Genomic DNA, 15,979 nt, shown 5'->3' with positions numbered 1-15,979 from the left:
GGTGACGATGCCCGAGCGCGATGAGCCGACCGGCGCGCTGGTCAGGCCGTACGCCGTGACCCGCGGTCGGACCCGGCCGAAGCTTGAGATAGCGCTGGAAGCGCTGGTCGAGACAACCGTGCGCGGTAGATCAGGAGTGATCCGCGGCGGGCAGGGTGGAAGCGAGCATCAGTACATCGCGGCTATGTGCGACGGCGGCCGTGTGCAGTCGCTCGCTGAAATCGCCGCACGCATGCAACTGCCGCTCGGTGTGGCTCGAGTGATCGTCGCCGACATGGCCTCTGATGGCCTCGTCGCGGTGTATGAGCCCACCTCGCTGGAAGACGAGACCGACGCGGTAGGCACGGAATTGTTGGAAAGGGTGCTGAGTGGACTTCGCAGGCTCTGACATGTCGCACCGTCCCGCTGCTGGGGGGCGTGTTACATCGGCGAAGATTGTCATCGCCGGTGGGTTCGGCGTCGGTAAGACGACGCTGGTCGGGTCGGTTTCGGAGATCACCCCGCTGACCACCGAGGCCATCATGACCTCGGCCGGTGTGGGTGTCGACGACAACCGGCAGGTTCCCGGCAAGATGACGACTACCGTCGCCATGGACTTCGGCCGTATCAGCATCGACCGCGACCTGATCCTCTATCTGTTCGGTACCCCCGGCCAGACGCGGTTCTGGTTCATGTGGGACGAGCTGGTCCGAGGCGCGATCGGTGCCGTGGTCATGGTGGACACGCGTCGTCTCGCCGACTGTTTCGCCGCCATCGACTTCTTCGAGCACCGTCGCCTGCCGTACCTCGTGGCGATCAACTGCTTCGACGGGATGCAGTACCACAACGCGCAGGACGTTCGGGACGCGCTGGCGATCTCGAGTGACGTGCCCGTGGTGAGCTGCGACGCCCGCAACCGTGAGTCGACGAAGAACGTCCTCATCTCGCTTGTCGAGTATGTGCTGACGATGCGTCGCACGCGTGCGGTAGCGCCCGCCTGAGTGATGCGGAAACCCCGCGGCGTAACTGCCGCGGTGGTGGCTCGCTCGCTCATGGTGATAGCTCGTTCGCTTGGCGGAAGCCCCGCTCCGATAGGTCGGAGTGGGGTTTCTGCGTGCTTGCGGTCCGGTACGGACGGTGACCGCTCGACCGCAGGTCACGAATGGAGCAGTGTGTCGTGTTCGCGGCTGCCGCCGTCGCCGGCGTGCCGGCAGTCTTGCGCGGGCACCCCGAGGGGGGCTCTCACGGCCGCGTAGAGGCGCGGATCGGGCTTGTGGTACCCCGGGGTGCCAGGAGAACGCTGCGGTGTCGATACGGGGCGCGTAGGGCTTCGAGGCCAGGACTCGTAGAGCTCGCGGGTCGTGCGGGGAATGATGGGCGCATGACGAAGCTCACGGGACGACAGATCGCCGACGAGGGGCTGACCGGCTGGGTGCTGCTCGCCAACGCCCTGCACACCCGCGTGCGCAGCGGAAACTTCGCGACCGGGCTGGCCTTGGTCAACGCCATCGGCGCGGCGGCCGAGGAGGCGAACCACCATCCCGACATCGACCTGCGCTACCCGCATGTGAACATCCGGCTGGCCAGCCACGACGAGGGCGGGGTCACCTCGCGCGACGTCGAGCTGGCCCGCATCATCTCGGCGCTGGCCGCCGACTCGGGCCTGTCCCAGACGACCCTGGGGGTGAGCGAGCTCGAGCTGGCCCTGGACACGCCGAACCTCAAGGCGTTGCTGCCGTTCTGGGCCGCGGTGATGGCGATGAAGCCCGCGCACAGTCTCGAGCTCGGCGACGATCTGCGCGACGGGGCGGGCACGCTGCCGCTGATCTGGTTCCAGGAGTCCGGCAGCGAGGAGCCGAGGCAGCGCTGGCACCCCGACATCTGGGTCGACCCGGCCGAGGTCCAGCCGCGGATCGACGCGGCGCTCGCGGCCGGCGGTTCGCTGGTGAGCGACGCGGAGGCGCCGAGCTTCTGGGTGCTCGCCGACCCCGAGGGCAACAAGGTCTGCCTGTGCACCTGGCAACACCGCGGCGCCTGACCCACCCATGCGAAAGCGGCCACGACGTCGAGTCGCGGCCGCTTTCGCCGGTGTCAGCGAGCGAGGCCCGCGGTCAGTGGGAGTAGTTGGCGTCTCTGTCGCGGAACTCGTCGGCTCCTTCGCGGTCGCGGGTGAAGTCCCAGCCGCCGGCCGACTCGCGGCCGGGGCGGCCGCCCATGGCGAAACCGCCGATCTCCTGGCCCCGGCGCCAACCGCGGAAGTAGCCCGTGGTGTGCGCCGCGATGCTCGCCGCGTCGCGGACGATGCGCAGCGGGCGCTCGTCGCGCAGCGGAGAACCCGGCACCAGGTTGGCCTGCGGGACACGCTTGGGCAGCCCGGCCGCGGTCTCGGCCGCGATCTCGGGCGTTGCCGCCCGCTCGGCGGCACGCCAGCCGCTGTCGTTGGGGTTGGCCCAGTCGAGATCGGGCGCCGCGTCGCTGTGGCCGGTGAACCAGGCCGAGCGGGCCGCCGCGAAGATGAGCAGGTCGGTGTCGTTGTTGTCGGCCGGGACCGGCGGCGCGGTGCTGCGGTCGAGCGCGGTGAGATTGGTGCTCGTCGTGCTGATCGTGCTCGACGTGCTTATCACGCTGGCCGAGCCGACGCGACGGCCGTTGCGGCCGATGTCGCCCTCGACCAGGCGCAGCGAGGGGGGATCGTTGACCGCCGGCAGGCCGGCGACCGTCGTCTCGAGGCTGTTGCCGATCTGGCCCTCGACCAGGCGCAGCGCCGGCGGCTCCTTGGGCATGTCCTGCCACGGCGGCTTGACCCGGCCGGTGTCGGACGGCGGCCCGTTCGTCGACGCGGCCGGCATGGTGACGTCGTCGCCGCTCGGGTTCATCAGCGGCCAGTTGGCCCGGGAGCCGGGCTCGGCGGGTTCGGGCCGCTGGGTCGGCATCGGCAGCGAGTAGTCGGTGGCGCTGCCGGGCGCGGGGCTCGACGGCGCGCGGCTCGGCCGCGGCGGGATCACCGTGCGCTGACGCTCGGCGCGGGCGTTGTTGATCGCCGCGTTGGTGAGCGTGGCGCGGAACGGCTGGCCGCTCTCGGCCGGCGAAACCGAGGCCGACGGCAGCGAGGACCCCGACAGCGAGGACCCCGACAAGGAGGACCCCGACAGCGAGGACTCCGACAGCGAGGACTCCGACAGAGATGAGGGCGGCAGCGAGGACCCCGACCGCGATGACGGCGGCAGCGAGGACCCCGACCGCGATGACGGCGGCAGCGAGGACCTCGAGAACGACGGCGGCGAAGACGGCGGCAGCGAGGACCCCGGGAACGACGGCGGCAGCGAAGACCCGGGCGACGACGGCGGCAGCGAGGCGGCCGGCAGGCCCGAGGCCGGGCGGGCGGCCGGCGACGACGGCGCCATCGGGTTGCGCGCGGCGGGCCGCGAGCCGGGCGTGATCGGGGTCATGCCGGGCGGGGGCGGCGGCACCGAGACCGGCCGGTTGCCGGGCACGGGCGCCCGGTTGGGGAACGCGGCCGCGGCGGCGGGCGCCACGGGTGGCGGTGTGACCGGGCGCGGCGCGAGCGGTGGCGGGGCCACCGGGTTGGGCGCGACCGGCGGCGCGTTCATCGGGTGCGGCGTGGTCGTGGCGCTGCCGGCGCTCATCGGCTCGCGGCGGCTGCGCCGGCCGGCGGGCGCCGGAACGGCTTGGAGCGCGGCGGCCTGCGAGCGGCGGGTAAGGCCAGGGAGGCTGCGGGCGCTGATCGTGCCGATCAGCGAGGCGCAGGCGGCGTCGCACGAGCGGACCGCGGCGATGGCGTTGCGGACCGTGTCGGCGGCGGCGGGGGCGAGCGACTTGTTGACTCCACCGCGGCGGGGGGACTCGCTGATCGCGACGTGCAGCGCGGTGACCGCGGCGATGATCTCGTCGTCGATGCCGGCGCCGGCCCGGATCAGCTCGGCCGCGACCTGCTCGGCGATCTGCTGCGACTCGGCGTTGCCGGAGGTGAGCCGGCCCGGCTCGGGCAGCGCGTCGAGCACGGCCAGGGCGAGCGGATGGGCCGGGTCGGGGTAGGCACGCAGGGCGGCGGGGTAGAGCTCGCGCAGAACCTCGCGCAGCGCGACCGCGGACGCGTACCGGCCGCCGAGCAGCGCCACGTGGGCGGCCAGGACCGGCTTATAGCTGACCAGCTCGCGCGGGGCGGCCTGGGTGACCGCGGCGATCGCGCCGGCCTGCAGCGCCCGGGCGAGGCCCACGGCGCGGCGGGCGGCCGGCGGGGCCTGCATCTCCTCGACGGAGTCGTCGTCGGCGAAGCGCTCGGCGAAGTCGTCGGTGGTGTCGTCGTCGGTGACGACCAGTGGCCGGCCCGCGGCAATGAGCAACGAGGTGACCAGGTGGTCGTCGCTGTCGGCGGCCACCGCGGCGTCGGTGAACCCGCTCGTCCGTTCCACGAGAAGCGCGCCCAGCTCGGCGTAACCGCCGGGGTCGTCGCTGATCTCGTGGACGCCGAGCAGCCGGCCTGCGTCGTCAACCACGGCAATGGTCAGTTGCGCGGTTTGGGCCCCACGCACCGAATCATCAGCCGACGCGAGACCGCAGTACACGCGCACGAGCGCCACGGCGTCGTCCTCCTCCCCGGTGAGACCCGTTCGCGACCGGCCTGGAGTCTCGCGGCTCCACCGTCGCGAACAAGTCTCATTGAATGCTGCATTTGGCCAAGCACTGATGGTCTCTGGTAAGGGGTCAGTCGCGCCAGTCCACAGCGGCAGAGATCTTGCCGATTACCGAGCGCCATCCGAGGCTTGCCTGTTGTGCCCCGATTTTCTTCAATCGACGGCGACCGAAGAATCCGCCCATTCCCCCGCTTTCCGCCGACCGGAGGGACTCGTCCAGGTCATCGAGCGGCGAGCCGGCCGACAGGGCCAGGATCACCGGCTTGAGTCGAAGAGCGTACCCCAGGTCGCGGGCCACCTCGCCGGCGGCGATGAGCAACGACAGGTCCCACGTGTCATGGCCGCCGCGCAGGTTCTCGACCACGAGGTCGAGCTCGTAGCGGTCTTCCGGCGACGGGTCGATGTCGGTCGACTGTACCCGCTCGGCCAGGACGGCCCAGCTGTCGAGTTGTGCGAGGTCGTGCGGAGCACCCGAACGAATGAAGGAGACCAGGGACTCGGGGCTCTTGAAGGCCAGCAGACGGCCCTTGTGGCTGAGGAACATCGGCACTTCTTCGTCGGCCGGTTGATCCTCGTCCTCGTCCTTCTCGTCCTCGAAGTCGGCCGGATCGGGCTCTTCCGCCTTGGCCGCGTCGGGGTCGTTGTCGCCCTCGGCGAGCAGCGCCTGGAACTCGTCGTCGACGATGACCTCTTCGTCGTCGTCCTCTACGCGCGCCTGGCGCTTGCGCGCGTCGAACGGGTCTTCCTCCTCGGCCTCGATCTCGGTCGGGGTCAGCTCGGAGGCCATGCGGTAGGCGCGCAGGGTAAGGCCGACGCCGCCGGGAAGGGCGATCTCGACCGGCTCGATGCGGACCTCGTCCCAGAGCTCAGCCCCGGAGAGCTCCGCCCCGGAGAGCCCCGACTTGGCGTCCTCGGACTTCTCGTCCACGGGCGTCGACGCCTCGGACTCGTCGGACTGGCTGGCCACGGTGACCTCCGGGATGATGCGGTCGGTTGGACGGTGATTCTGCCGACACACCCTAATAGGCGCGCCTGAGAGTGGACCGACCGTCCCCCGTACTTCCGCATCGGCCGATAAAGGAGGGTCAAAAACCCTTCGGATGCCAGACCGTCTTGGTCTCCAGCAAAGCGGTCATCGGACGCAGCCCGGGGTCGGCCGTGAAGTCGGCCTCGCCGGACGGGCGGAGCACCCGCTTGAGAGTGCCCGAGGCCGAGCGCTCCAGGTCGGCGGCGAGCCCGGCGTCGGTCACGCCGGTCAGGTCGAGCGCGTTGACATCGTCGTGCGAGGCCAGCCAGGGCGCGGTCTCGGCGGCGCGTCCGGTGAGGATGTTCACCACGCCGCCGGGCACGTCGGAGGTGGCGAGGACCTCGGCGAAGGTGATCGCCACCTGCGGGCCGGCCGCGAGCACGACCACCGTGTTGCCGGTGACGATCGCCGGGGCGACCACGCTGACCAGGCCGAGCAGCGACGCCGGGGCGACCACGCCCACCACGCCGGTGGGCTCGGGCGAGGAGAGGTTGAAGAACGGGCCGGCGACCGGGTTGGCGTTGCCGACCACCTGGGCGATCTTGTCGGACCAGCCCGCGTACCAGATCAGGCGATCGATCGCGGCGTCCACCTCGTCGGCCACGATGCCGAGGGAGGCGAACTCGGCCCGCCGGGCCTCGACCATCTCGGCGACGCGGTAGACGACCTGGCCGCGGTTGTAGGCGGTGGCGGACGCCCATTTCGGCTGGGCCTTGCGGGCCGCTGTGACCGCGTCCCGGGCGTCCTTGCGGGAGGCGAGAGCCACGTTGTCGCCGTCCACGAGATAGGTCCGTCCTGACTCGCTGCGGGGGAAGGCCCCGCCGACATACAGCTTGTAGGTCTTGCGTACGGAGAGCCGGGCGCGCCCGTTGGCCGGTGGGGGAGTTTCCGCGGCCTTCGCCGCCTTGGCCGACTTCGCGGCTTTCGTCGCCTTGGCCGGCGCCGGCGAGGTGGTGGGTGCTGACTTAGGCAAGGTACGCCTCCAGGCCGTGCCGGCCACCCTCGCGGCCGTAACCGGATTCCTTGTAACCGCCGAACGGCGACGTCGGGTCGAACTTGTTGAAGGTGTTGGCCCACACCACCCCGGCCCGCAGCTTGTCGGCCACGGCCAGGATGCGGGAGCCCTTGTCCGTCCAGATGCCGGCCGACAGGCCGTACGGCGTGTTGTTGGCCTTTTCGACGGCCTCGTCCGGCGTGCGGAACGTGATCACGGACAGGACCGGCCCGAAGATCTCTTCCCGGGCGATCCGGTGTGCCTGGGTCACGCCCGTGAAGATCGTCGGGGCGAACCAGAACCCGCGATCGGGCAACTCGCACGGCGGCGACCAGCGATCGGCGCCTTCCGAACTGCCAATTTCCGACAATTCGGTAATCTTCTCGAGCTGTGCGCGGGAGTTGATCGCGCCGATGTCCGTGTTCTTGTCGAGCGGATCGCCGACCCGCAGCGTCGCCATCCGCCGCTTCAGGGAATCGAGCAACGAGGAAGCGATCGATTCCTGCACCAGCAGCCGGGAGCCCGCGCAGCAGACGTGCCCCTGGTTGAAGAAGATGCCGTTGACGATGCCCTCGACGGCCTGGTCGATCGGCGCGTCGTCGAAGACGATGTTGGCCGCCTTGCCGCCGAGCTCGAGGGTGAGGCGCTTGCCGGTGCCCGCGACCGAGCGGGCGATCTGGCGGCCCACCTCGGTCGAGCCGGTGAACGCGACCTTGTCGACGTCGGGGTGCTCGACCAGGTAGCGGCCGGTGTCGCCGGCGCCGGTGATGATGTTGACGACGCCGGGCGGCAGGTCGGCCTGGCGGCAGACGTCGGCGAAGAACAGCGCCGAGAGCGGGGTGGTCTCGGCCGGCTTGAGCACCACCGTGTTGCCCGCGGCGAGCGCCGGCGCGATCTTCCACGCCAGCATGAGCAGCGGGAAGTTCCACGGGATGACCTGGCCGGCCACGCCCAGCGGCTTCGGATCGGGGCCGAAGCCGGCGTACGAGAGCTTGTCGGCCCAGCCCGCGTAGTAGAAGAAGTGCGCGGCGACCAGGGGCAGGTCGACGTCGCGCGATTCCTTGATCGGCTTGCCGTTGTCGAGCGACTCGAGGACGGCGAGCTCGCGGGAGCGCTCCTGGACGATGCGGGCGATGCGGAAGAGGTACTTCGCGCGCTCGGCGCCGGGCAGCGCCGACCAGGGCCCGAAGGCGCGGCGGGCGGCGGCGACCGCGCGGTCGACGTCTTCCGGAGCGGCCATCGCGACCTCGGCGAGGACCTCCTCGCTGGCCGGGTTGATCGTCTTGAAGGTGCCCTTGCCGTCGGTGAACTCGCCGTCGACGAACAGGCCGTAGGTGGGGGCGATCTCGACGATCGACCGGGATTCTGGTGCCGGAGCGTACTCGAACATGTGATCAGTCCAGCGTGAAGTAGTCCGGACCGGCGTAGTGGCCGGTGGTGAGCTTGGTGCGCTGCATCAGCAGGTCGTTGAGGAGCGAGGAGGCGCCGAAGCGGAACCACGCCGGATCGAGCCAGTCGTCGCCGACGGTCTCGTTGATGAGCACGAGGTACTTGATGGCGTCCTTCGTCGTACGGATGCCGCCGGCCGGCTTGACGCCCACCTGACGCCCGCTCTGCGCGCGGAAGTCGCGCACGGCCTCCAGCATGATCAGCGTGACCGGCAGGGTCGCGGCGACCGGGACCTTGCCGGTGGAGGTCTTGATGAAGTCGGCGCCCGCCGTCATCGCGAGCCAGGAGGCGCGGCGGACGTTGTCGTACGTCCCCAGCTCGCCGGTCTCGAGGATGACCTTGAGGTGGGCGTCGCCGCAGGCCTCCTTGACCGCGACGATCTCGTCGAAGACCTTGGCGTAGTCGCCGGCCAGGAACGCGCCGCGGCTGATCACCATGTCGATCTCGTCGGCGCCGGCGGCCAGCGCGTCGCGGGTATCGGCCAGCTTGACGTCGAGCGGCGCCTGGCCGGAGGGGAAGGCCGTGGCCACGCTGGCCACGTGCACCCCGGAGCCGGCCAGCACGGACGCCGCCACCGGAACCATCGAGGGGTAGACGCACACCGCGGCAACGGACGGGCACGAAGGATCGGCCGGGTCGGGGCGCAGGGCCTTGGCCGAGAGCGCGCTGACCTTGCCGGGGGTGTCGGCGCCCTCGAGCGTGGTGAGGTCGACCATGCGGATCGCCAGATCGATGGCCTTGGCCTTGGCGGTCGTCTTCACCGATCGGGTGCCGAGCGCGGCCGCCCGGGCCTCGACGCCCACCTTGTCGACCCCGGGGAGCCCGTGCAGAAGGGCCCGCAGGTTGGCGGTCGACGTCGCTGTCGCAGTCATGAAAACGATTCTACGCAGGCCGGTAACATTTGATCTTGACTGACCGGTAGGTTGTCGCCGTGGACGTACTCGTCGTAGATCACCCGCTGGCCCAGACCCGGCTCACCGCGATGCGCAACGCGGAGACCGACTCGGGCGTCTTCCGCGCCTCCCTGCACGAGCTCACCACCATGGTCGTGTACGAGGCCGCCCGCTCCTTCGCGGTCGAGCAGTACCCGATCAACACGCCGGTCGCGCCCACCGAGGGGATCCGGCTGGCCAACCCGCCGCTGATCGTTCCGGTGCTGCGGGCCGGGCTCGGCATGGCCGACTCGGCGCTGGCCCTGCTGCCCGAGTCGTCGATGGGGTTCGTGGGGCTGGCGCGGGACGAGCATACGTTCGAGCCGCGGGCGTACATGGAGTCGTTGCCGGCCGACCTCTCCGGGCAGCCGGTGCTGGTGCTCGACCCGATGCTGGCCACCGGGGGGTCGCTGCTGCACTGCTGCCGGCTGCTCGCCGAGCGGGGCTGCACCGACGTGATCATCTGCTGCGTGCTGGCCGCGCCCGAGGGCATCGAGCGGCTGGGCAACAGCGGGCTGCCGCTGCGGCTGGTCACCGCCGCGATCGACCAGGGGCTGAACGAGAAGGCCTACATCGTGCCGGGCCTGGGCGACGCGGGTGACCGACAGTTCGGCGGCATGCGGCGCTTCTAGGCTAGAGCGTGGAGTAACTCCAGCTCAGCGCCTTGCCGTTCGAGAACGGCATGACGCCGTGGAAGACCGTGGGGGAGTCGGCGAAGACGAGCGGCAGGAAATGCCGGTCCGACTCCCACATCGGCAGGTTGCCGGCCAGCACGTCGGCGATCGGCACCCAGTGCAGGCTGCCCTCGTCGTTGGCGGTCAGCGGCGTGCCCGAGAAGGCCGGGACGCGGAAGAGGAAGCCGAACCAGTTGCCGCCGTCCTTGCCGAAGCCCGGCCAGGAGATCGTGCCGGCCAGCTCGAGCGACGAACACTCGATGCCGGCCTCCTCGCGGATCTCCCGGCGCATCCCGGCCGCCACGTCCTCGCCGGGCTCGAGCTTGCCGCCGAGCCCGTTGTAGTAGCCGTAGTGGATGTCGTCGGGCCGGGCGTCGCGCCGGATCATCAGGATGTTCTTGCGATCTTCGGAGAAGACGTACCCGAGGGTGGCGAGCGTGGCCTTCATCGTTCGAGCAGCGCGAACAGGGCTTCCCAGCGGTCGATGATGCTGTCCGGCGAGAACCGCCGCACCGACTGCTGGCCGGCCTCGCCCAGCCGCACCCGCAGGTCGCGGTCCTTCATGAGCCGTTCCAGCCCGGTCGCCATGCCGGGCACGTTGCCGGCCGTCACCACGATGCCGCCGCTGACCTCGTCGTCGATCAGCTCACGAATCCCGGGCGCGCAGTCGAAGGCGACCGTCGGCAGGCCGTACGCCATCGCCTCCATCACGGCGATCGGGAAGCCCTCCTCGCGCGACGGCAACGCGTAGATCGACGCGGCGCTCAGCGCCGCGTCGATGTTGTCGGTCTGTCCCTGGAAGATCTGGGTGTCGTCGAGACCGAGCTCGCGCGCCTGCGCCCGCAGCGCCTCCTCGTCCGGGCCGGAGCCGAAGATCTTGAGGCGCCAGTCCGGGAACTGCGGTCCGGTCAGCGCCCACGCCTCGAGCAACATGTCGATGCCCTTGTCGTGGGAGAGGCGGCGCAGCGTGACAACCGTCTTCTCGTCGAGCGTGGGCAGCGTCGTGGGCACGGTCATCAGCGGGTTGGGCATCGCGCCGACGTTGGTCATGCCGGCCCGGGCCCAGGCGTCCGCGTCGGCGTCGGTGAGCGCCAGGTGGATGTCGAGGCCCTCGTAGTAGATGCGGGCCCGGTTGTAGCGGCTGCTGCTCTTGCTGGCCTCGAACGACTCGTGCGACATGCCGATCGTGGTGAGCCCGGTGGTGTCGGCCGCCGCCACCCACTCGCCGGCCCAGATCTGCGCCGCGATGACCACGCCGCCCGGCCGGGCCTCGCGGAACAGCTCCGAGAGCCGGCGCGCGCCGACGGCCTGCTGAGCCGCGCGGCGGCGGCGCCAGAACAAGCCGTTGCCCTTCCGGGGCAGGCGGTGGTCGTGCAGGGTGAGCGTCCGGTACGGCAGGCCGGAGCCGTAGTCGCGGTGCACGTTGGCCGGTTCGACGCCGATCAGCGTGACCCGGTTGCCGCGGGCGGTGAACAGCCGGGACACGTCGTGTGCCCACTGCTGGAGGCCGCCGAGCTCGTCGACGGCGTTGGTGACGATGAAGATGTCCCGGGGCTCAGCCACGGCGCGCTCCCTGGGCGAAGAATCGGTCGACGACCGCCTTGGCCGCGGTGCCGGTGTCGTACTCGCAGAACTTGGCGGTGAAGGCGCGGTGCCGCTCGGCGTACCGCTCCTCGAGCTCGCCGAGGTCGGCGAGGGCGGCGAACAGCTCGTCCCCGGTGCGGGTCAGCGGGCCGGGCGCGACCTCGGCGAGGTCGAAGTAGGAACCGCGGCTGCTGCCCACATAGTCGTCGTAGTCGGGCACGTGGAAGACCATCGGCCGGTCGAGCAGCGCGTAGTCGAACATCAGCGACGAGTAGTCGGTGATCACCGCGTCGGCGATCTGCATCAGCGGCGTCACGTCGTGCACATTGGCGACGTTGCGCACCGAGTGCGCGTACATCGGCGGCAGCGCGAACGAGACCAGGTAGTGCGGGCGGACCAGCAGCACGTACTTGTCGCCGAAGCGCTCGACGAAGTCGTCCAGCGAGAACGGCAGGGTCAGGCCCTTCGAGCCGGTCGCGATCTCGTCCGGGCGGAAGGTGGGCGCGTAGAGCAGCACCTTGCGGTCGTCGTGCAGATTGAGCTGCTTGCGCAGCGCGGCGACCTCATCGTCGTTGTGCGGCTTCACGAGCACGTCGTTGCGCGGGTACCCGACGCGCATCAGGTCGGCGTGCACCCGCATGCCCTTGGTGAGCGTGCGCACGTCGTGCTCGGTGCGGGCCAGGAAGAAGTCGAAGCGGTCGATGGCGTCCTGGAGCTTCTGCTGCTGGGACGCGGTCTGGCGCTTGATGTTCGCCTCGTCGAAGCCCATCCGCTTGAACGCCGAGCCGTGCCACGTCTGGATGTACGTGGTGCCCGCCCGCTTGCGCAGGTCGTGCGGGAAGCCCTGGTTGTCCACCCAGTACCGGGCCCGGCCCAGCTCGCGCAGGTACGCGTAGGACTGCCGGCGCACCAGCTTGACGTCGCCGGGGAAGCCGTTCGGGTGGTCGTCCGCGTACGCCCAGACCGCGCGGAACCGCACGCCGGAGCGCTTGAGCTCCTCGTAGATGGCCCGCGGGCTGTCCGAGAACTGCTTGCCCATGTGGCTCTCGAAGACGATCGTCCGCTTGCTGATCGGCATCCGCGAGAAGACGTTGTCGTACCAGGCCAGCTTGGTCTTGCGCTTGTCCATCGCCTGCCGCACGTCGCGCCGCAGGCTCGCGGCCTTGCCCCAGGCGCGGGCGCCGAGCGGCTGGGAGCGCACCTTCTTCAGCGTCGCGTCGCCGGCCCGGGCCCGCTTCCCCTCGGCCGACAGCCGCAACGCCAGATTGCCCCGGTCGGTGCGGTACGCCTCCATGCGGTCGGCCGCCAGCCGGGACAGCCGTGGCCGCACCGGCAGGCTGAGCTCCTCGGTCAGCTCGTCGGGGGCGAACAGGTGCACGTCACAGGTCTCGCCCCCGGCCTTGACCCGCAGCGCCAGCGAGTAGACCGGGTCGACGAAGCCGATCGGCCGCGGCGCCTCATCGGGACCGACCGTCGCGGTCCAGGCCAGCTCGGTGCCGACCGGGGCGATCGTGGCCTTCGCGGTGAACTGCCGCCGCCGGTTGCGCCGGGCGACGACGGCGAGCGACGCCTTGACCTTGCCGTCGAGCCGGCCGAGCGGATTGGTGATCACGCCGCTGACCGTGACGGAGCTGCCGGCGCGCTCGACCGAGGTGATCCGGCTGCCCAGGGCGAGCTTGGCCAGCGGGAGGTCCTGGAAGCCGAGCTCGGTCACGTCGAGCACCTCGCGGCCCAGCGGGTCGTCCAGGTGCCGGTCGCACCAGAAGATCCGGCCGTCGCGGACGGTGAGCGTCGTGGTCAGCCGCGGCCGATTGTCCTTGCTGGCGATGTAGTCGTGGGCGGTGGCGACGCCTTCGAGGTCGTCCACCCGGACCATGTACGCGGCGATCGCGGGCAGCGGCTTGGCCTGCTTGAACGCTTCGGGGTCGATGCCACGCACGTACGGCCCGGCGACCTCGATGAGCTTCCGCTGGTCGGCCTCGGCGGCGTCGCCGATGCCGGCCAGATGGGTGCGCAGGTCGTTCTCGATGAACCGGATGTCTTTCTGCAGCCGCAGCTCGGGGGTGCCGTAGCGGGCGAGCAGCGCGTCGATCTGCCGGGTGACCGCGATCCGGTCGGTGAGGTTGCGCACGTCCCGGGCGCGGTTGGTGATCGAGAGCGAGGCGGCCCCGCGCTCGACGTTCCAGGTGTAGACCCGCTGCGGGATGACCGCGATCTTCTTGGCCGTCAGGTAGGCGTGCGCCGAGAAGACGTTGTCCTCGTAGTACCGGTCCTCGAGGAAGACCAGGTTCTCCCGGGTCAGGAAGTCGTGCCGGTAGAGCTTGTTGGTGGAGAGCACGTCGTACAGCAGCTCGGGCTCGTCGCGCAGCGACTCGTGAACCACCTTGCGCTGCACCAGCCACGGCATCCAGGAGTGCTCCTTGCCGGTGGCGACGTCGTGCCGTACGCACCGGCCGATCACCATGTCGGCCTCGGACTCCTCGGCCATCGCGACCATGTTGCGGCAGGCGTGCCGGTCGAGCGTGTCGTCCGAGTCGAGGAACATGATGTACCGGCCGCGCGCGTTACGGACGCCCTCGTTGCGCGGGGCGCCGCAGTGCCCCGAGTTGGCCGCCAGCCGGATGAACCGGACGTCGTCCGGGTGCTGCGCGGCCAGCCGTTCCATGACCTCGGGGGTGTTGTCGGTGCTGTGGTCGTCGACGACGATCACCTCGCGGCTGCGCAAGGACTGATCGAGCACCGACCGGACCGCCGTCTCGATCCGTGCCGCGTCGTTGTAGACGATGACCACGACCGTGACATCGGGCCGGGGGTGGGGCGAGGTCACGCTGAGATGTCCTTTCTCGGAACGGCTCCCGTGGCGGCAGCATCATAGGTTAAGAGTCTGTTCCCCTAAAAATTACCTGTGGCCCGACCGGATAAGGTCATCGCCGTGAAGGTGCTCATCGCCGGCGGGGCCGGTTTCATCGGTAGCACGATCGCGTCCTGTCTGATCGACGCGGGTCATCAGCCGGTCATTCTGGACAATCTGGTCACCGGCCGCCGCGAGTTCTGCGAGGGACGCCCGTTCTACGAGGGCGACATCGCCGACCGGGCCGTCCTCGACCTTATCTTCGACGAGCACCCGGAGATATCGGCGGTCGTGCACTGCGCGGCGCTGATCGTGGTGCCCGACTCGGTCGCGCGGCCCATTCACTACTACCGGGAGAACGTTGCCAAGACGCTCGAGCTCGTCGATCACCTGGTCGACCGGGGCGTCACCCGGCTGGTGTTCAGCTCGTCCGCCTCGATCTACGAGCCGAACGACGAGTTCAGCGTGGACGAGAGCTCGGCGCTGGCCGCCTCGAGCCCGTACGCGCGGACCAAGCTCGTGGTCGAGCAGATGCTCACCGACGTCACCGCGGCCACCCCACTGAAGGTGCTGTCGCTGCGCTATTTCAACCCGATCGGGGCCGACCCCAAGATGCGTACCGGCCTGCAGGTGCCGGCGCCGAGCCACGCGCTCGGCAAGCTGATCGAGGCCTACCGGGCCCGCGTGCCGTTCCGCGTGACGGGTGTCGACTACCCGACCCGCGACGGCTCCGGCATCCGCGACTACGTCCACGTGTGGGACCTCGCCGGCGCCCACCTGCGCGCGCTCGAGCTCTTCGACACGCTCTTCGCCGACGACCTCCAGTACAACGTGATCAATCTGGGCACCGGCACCGGCACCACGGTGCTGGAGTTCGTCGAGGCGTTCAACCAGGTCGTCGACGTGCCGGTCGCCGTCGAGCAGGCGCCGCGGCGCCCGGGCGACCAGGCGGGGGCGTACACCCGCAGCAGCCGCGCCGCCGACCTGCTCGGCTGGCGCGCCGAGCACTCGGTCGCCGACGGCATCCGCGACACGCTGGCCTGGTTCGCCCAGCGCGACCGCGTCCTGCCGGATCTGGCCGGGAAGCCGTAGCACAAAGACCCGACCTGGCGATCTCCTTGCGTGACTCGGGCCACTATCGTTGCGTCACATGACCTCCATTCCGCTCGCCGAGGAACTGCTCCTCCTCGCATACGACGACCAGACCGGTAAGGCCACCGGTTCCCGTATCGGACTCGACCTCGGCATGGCCGCGGCCGTGCTGGTCGACCTGGCGCTGGCGGGGCGGGTCGCGTACGCCGACGGTTACCTCAAGGTGATCGACCGGACCCCGATCGGCGAACCGATCGCCGACGCGGTGCTGGCCAAGGCCGCCGACGACGAGCCGCACACGCCGGGCCAGTGGGTGCAGCGACTGCGCCACCGGCTGCGCACCCGCGTCCTGGAAGACCTCGTCTCCCGCGGCGTGGTGCAGGACGTGGACGAGACCCAGATGGAGTTCATCCACGTCCACCGCTACCCGACCACCGACCCGGCCTACGAGGCCGAGATCCGGCGGCGGCTGGCCGAGGCGCTGACCGAAGAGAACATGTGCGACGAGCGGACGGCCGCGCTGGCCACCCTGCTGGTCGCCACCCGCATGGAACCGGCGCTGCACCTGCCGCCGGAAGAGAGCGCCCGGGCGCACCAGCGGCTCGAGCAGATCGCCGCGGGCGCCGGCTTCTCCGGCTCCGTCGACCTGGAAGACTCGGTGGTACGCCCGTCGGTCGCGCTGGTCGTGCACACGCTGGGCAAGGCCATCTCGGCCGCCCTGGGCGCGCCGAAACCGGCCTAG

The 15,979-nt window shown here is 70.4% G+C and carries 14 protein-coding genes; 6 read left to right on the top strand and 8 right to left on the bottom strand.

Annotated elements, in window-relative coordinates; genetic code table 11:
• The first annotated feature begins 7 nt into the window (after positions 1-7).
• The 3 genes from ACIA5D_RS04705 to ACIA5D_RS04695 all read left to right on the top strand — a co-directional run bounded on the left by ACIA5D_RS04705 (position 8) and on the right by ACIA5D_RS04695 (position 2,017).
• Entirely contained in the window at positions 8-388 is a 381-nt protein-coding gene (locus ACIA5D_RS04705; RefSeq protein ID WP_026205958.1) for a DUF742 domain-containing protein, read from the top strand.
• A gap of 1 nt (position 389) precedes the next feature.
• On the top strand, positions 390-980 hold the full coding sequence (locus ACIA5D_RS04700) for an ATP/GTP-binding protein (protein ID WP_203725129.1): 591 nt from the start codon (positions 390-392) through the stop codon (positions 978-980).
• Positions 981-1,360: 380 nt separating this feature from the next.
• Complete coding sequence (locus tag ACIA5D_RS04695) at positions 1,361-2,017, top strand: 4a-hydroxytetrahydrobiopterin dehydratase (RefSeq protein WP_396028440.1); 657 nt, start codon at positions 1,361-1,363, stop codon at positions 2,015-2,017.
• Between the two features lie 73 nt (positions 2,018-2,090).
• Here the strand turns inward: ACIA5D_RS04695 and ACIA5D_RS04690 are convergent, their stop codons facing one another.
• From ACIA5D_RS04690 to deoC, 5 genes are all read right to left on the bottom strand, one after another.
• Complete coding sequence (locus ACIA5D_RS04690) at positions 2,091-4,580, bottom strand: transposase (protein WP_396028439.1); 2,490 nt, start codon at positions 4,578-4,580, stop codon at positions 2,091-2,093.
• A 124-nt stretch (positions 4,581-4,704) separates the two neighbouring features.
• Entirely contained in the window at positions 4,705-5,601 is an 897-nt protein-coding gene (locus tag ACIA5D_RS04685; RefSeq protein ID WP_396028438.1) for a DNA primase, read from the bottom strand.
• Between the two features lie 118 nt (positions 5,602-5,719).
• A complete protein-coding gene (locus ACIA5D_RS04680; protein WP_396028598.1) occupies positions 5,720-6,493 on the bottom strand; it encodes an aldehyde dehydrogenase family protein in 774 nt (257 codons plus the stop codon).
• 133 nt (positions 6,494-6,626) lie between these two features.
• The gene (locus ACIA5D_RS04675; protein ID WP_396028437.1) at positions 6,627-8,045 is read right to left on the bottom strand and encodes an aldehyde dehydrogenase family protein; all 1,419 of its coding nucleotides are present in this window, start codon (positions 8,043-8,045) and stop codon (positions 6,627-6,629) included.
• Between the two features lie 4 nt (positions 8,046-8,049).
• Positions 8,050-8,976, bottom strand: a complete 927-nt coding sequence (gene deoC / locus ACIA5D_RS04670) for a deoxyribose-phosphate aldolase (protein WP_396028435.1) — start codon at positions 8,974-8,976, stop codon at positions 8,050-8,052.
• Positions 8,977-9,035: 59 nt separating this feature from the next.
• On the opposite strand from deoC, the gene upp reads away from it, so the two are divergent.
• Positions 9,036-9,668: a uracil phosphoribosyltransferase gene (upp, locus tag ACIA5D_RS04665; protein ID WP_396028434.1), complete on the top strand. Its 633-nt coding sequence runs from the start codon at positions 9,036-9,038 to the stop codon at positions 9,666-9,668.
• A gap of 1 nt (position 9,669) precedes the next feature.
• Here the strand turns inward: upp and ACIA5D_RS04660 are convergent, their stop codons facing one another.
• The 3 genes from ACIA5D_RS04660 to ACIA5D_RS04650 are packed head-to-tail and all read right to left on the bottom strand — an operon-like array spanning position 9,670 to position 14,121.
• Positions 9,670-10,158, bottom strand: coding sequence for an NUDIX hydrolase (locus ACIA5D_RS04660; RefSeq protein WP_396028433.1), 489 nt, complete (start codon positions 10,156-10,158; stop codon positions 9,670-9,672).
• Positions 10,155-11,273, bottom strand: coding sequence for a glycosyltransferase (locus ACIA5D_RS04655; protein ID WP_396028432.1), 1,119 nt, complete (start codon positions 11,271-11,273; stop codon positions 10,155-10,157). The genes ACIA5D_RS04660 and ACIA5D_RS04655 overlap by 4 nt, the downstream gene beginning before the upstream one ends.
• Positions 11,266-14,121, bottom strand: coding sequence for a CDP-glycerol glycerophosphotransferase family protein (locus ACIA5D_RS04650; protein ID WP_396028431.1), 2,856 nt, complete (start codon positions 14,119-14,121; stop codon positions 11,266-11,268). Before ACIA5D_RS04650 ends, ACIA5D_RS04655 begins: the two co-directional genes overlap by 8 nt.
• A 105-nt stretch (positions 14,122-14,226) precedes the next feature.
• Between ACIA5D_RS04650 and galE the strand changes: the two genes are divergently transcribed.
• Both galE and ACIA5D_RS04640 read left to right on the top strand, forming a co-directional pair.
• Positions 14,227-15,237, top strand: a complete 1,011-nt coding sequence (gene galE / locus ACIA5D_RS04645; protein ID WP_396028430.1) for a UDP-glucose 4-epimerase GalE — start codon at positions 14,227-14,229, stop codon at positions 15,235-15,237.
• A 58-nt stretch (positions 15,238-15,295) separates the two neighbouring features.
• Complete coding sequence (locus ACIA5D_RS04640) at positions 15,296-15,979, top strand: GPP34 family phosphoprotein (protein ID WP_396028429.1); 684 nt, start codon at positions 15,296-15,298, stop codon at positions 15,977-15,979.

It is taken from the genome of Actinoplanes sp. NPDC051513, assembly GCF_044454685.1.
Taxonomy (GTDB): Bacteria; Actinomycetota; Actinomycetes; order Mycobacteriales; family Micromonosporaceae; genus Actinoplanes.
The sequence above is the reverse complement of the archived record's forward strand: the minus strand, read 5'-3'. Positions and strand labels throughout refer to the sequence as shown.